This is a genomic window from Acetomicrobium mobile (assembly GCF_937920065.1).
In genome coordinates, this window is record NZ_CALETC010000144.1 from 1 (window position 1) to 2,161 (window position 2,161).

1 protein-coding gene is annotated in these 2,161 nt (G+C 44.8%); it reads right to left on the reverse strand.

The genetic code is table 11. The annotated features are described in order from the left end of the window. Positions 1-112: 112 nt before the first annotated feature. The gene (locus Q7P41_RS05620) at positions 113-2,092 is read right to left on the reverse strand and encodes a methyl-accepting chemotaxis protein (protein WP_303882808.1); all 1,980 of its coding nucleotides are present in this window, start codon (positions 2,090-2,092) and stop codon (positions 113-115) included. Between the last annotated feature and the right edge of the window lie 69 nt (positions 2,093-2,161).

Below are 2,161 nucleotides of genomic sequence, written 5' to 3' on the forward strand. Positions count from 1 at the left end.
ACTTTCTTATACTTCTTCTGCCCAAAATAACTTGTATAGCACGATCCTCTCGTAAAGACATCCCCAACACCTCCGTTGATGGATTTTAAAAGCATCAAGGGACAAAATCCTGCTAACGCAAAGGAATTAAAGATGCTTTTTCTCGAGTTGTATTTAACCACTGATTAGCCAATTCATCCCTGTTTTTCAAGATAGTTTCGTCGATCAATTCCTTCAGCTCGCCAGAAACAAACTTGGGCAACACTACGCCAAAATGTTCCCATGCCAGGACCGTTCTAAGAGACGACAAAGAAGGATCTTCATCTAGATAGTTTTGAACGGTCGGACTATCAATCACAGCAGCGCAGATTTCGCCCTTTTTCAAGGCCACTAGGAGATCGTGCGAGCCGGGATACGGCACAATTGTTGCCCTAGTTAGCCTCGCTTTTGCCACTGCCTCATTCGTTGAGCCCTTCTGAGCGCCAACCTTCTTGTCAGCAAGATCTTTCAATGAATTAAATCCGTCTTGTTTTCTAAAGAGAACCTTTAGCCCAATCGATGCATAGGTAGCAGAAAACGTCACATTTTCAGCTCGGGCTGGAAGTTTAGTTATACCTGAAATTACAGTATCGAACTGACTCCAATCCCCTGAAAGCCACGTGCCAGATAGAGTGCCTTTTTCACCGTTACCCCAGATAATTGGAACGATCTCCATCCTTACTCCCAAAGCATTTGCTATTTCTCTGCCTAAGTCTATGTCCAACCCTTGAGCCTTACCGTCCCTCCAAAAGTGAAAACGTCCCAGGTCCACGTTCTCCACACCTATTCGCAGGATTCCTCTTTGCTTCAGCAAAGATGAGGAAAGCTCGCCAGTACTTAACTTGAACTCAAATAGCGCCTTTTCCATGACCTGGGCTGAAGAAAGCACTAATTTCATCCTTTCAGCCATCACTTCCGAAGATGTCGCTTCATCATACAATAGGGCGTTGATTTCATCGAGCCTTTCGTTTTGATGTTCGACTTTCTCAGTTATACGCACAATGAGATTGGTCATTTCTACACTTGACTCGGCCTGAGTTTGGAACGTTTCTGACGTTAACTCTATTTCTTTAATCAAATCTCTTACTATGAATAAAACCTTTTTTATGCTTTCGCTCATAACTCCGGCCTTAGCATTGGCCTCTTTCACCCTCTCGCTTGCAAGGTTAATGCTTTCTACGCCCTCTTCGGCCAGAGCCTTAATATTGTTCGCTAAATTTTCTATATTAGAAGCCGCTCGGGAGGACTCTTCAGCCAGATTTCGCACCTCTTCGGCGACAACTGCGAAACCTCGCCCATGCTCTCCTGCCCTTGCTGCTTCTATGGCGGCGTTTAGGGCAAGTAAATTGGTCTGCGCCGCTATGCCCTTTATACTACCAACTATTTCTACTATATCTCTTGAGACCTTCTGCATCTGACCGATTGCTTCAGAAACCTGCTTAGTTGCCTCATCTACAGCCGCTATGCCTTCGGTCGTTTCCTTGACTAATCTCACATCCTCTTCGGCTTCTGACTCTACAAATCTGCCCTGCGTTGCGACGTTTTCTATTGTAGACGATGATTCCTGAACCCCCGCCGAAAAAGTTTGGACTCTCATGCTTGTCTCGGAAGCCAATGAGCTGATCTCGTCAGCCGCCTTAGCGATCTCCGAAGCAAAGGCTGCTACACTTTGCATTGTATCGCTGCTAAATTTGGCAGACTCTACCACCTCCTCCGTGGCTATTCCGATCTTGCTAGCAAATATACGAATACCCAAGATAGTCTTAACCATTTTATTCAAACCATCGCTAACTTGGGATAAAAAGACTTCTTTTATGATATCCGCTCTCAAAGTTAAATCTTTAGCGCCAAGTCGTTTAGTCAGATCCAAAAACACCTTAACTATTTTTATTTCATCACGCCTTCTTAGCTTGAGTCCTACCAACAAAATGGCAGATGCTATGACAAACACCGCAGCCGGCCATAAAATAGCCTTGCCACTTGCACCAAAGGATGATGAAAGCCAAAGACCTATTATCCAAGATGCAACGTAGATGCCAAATATTGCCCAACCAAAATTGACGTCTCTTTTCATAATGCGCCTCCTTTAACCTTGTCTGAAATCGCGTCCAGACAGGATCGCAAAAGGGGCATGAATTCGGGC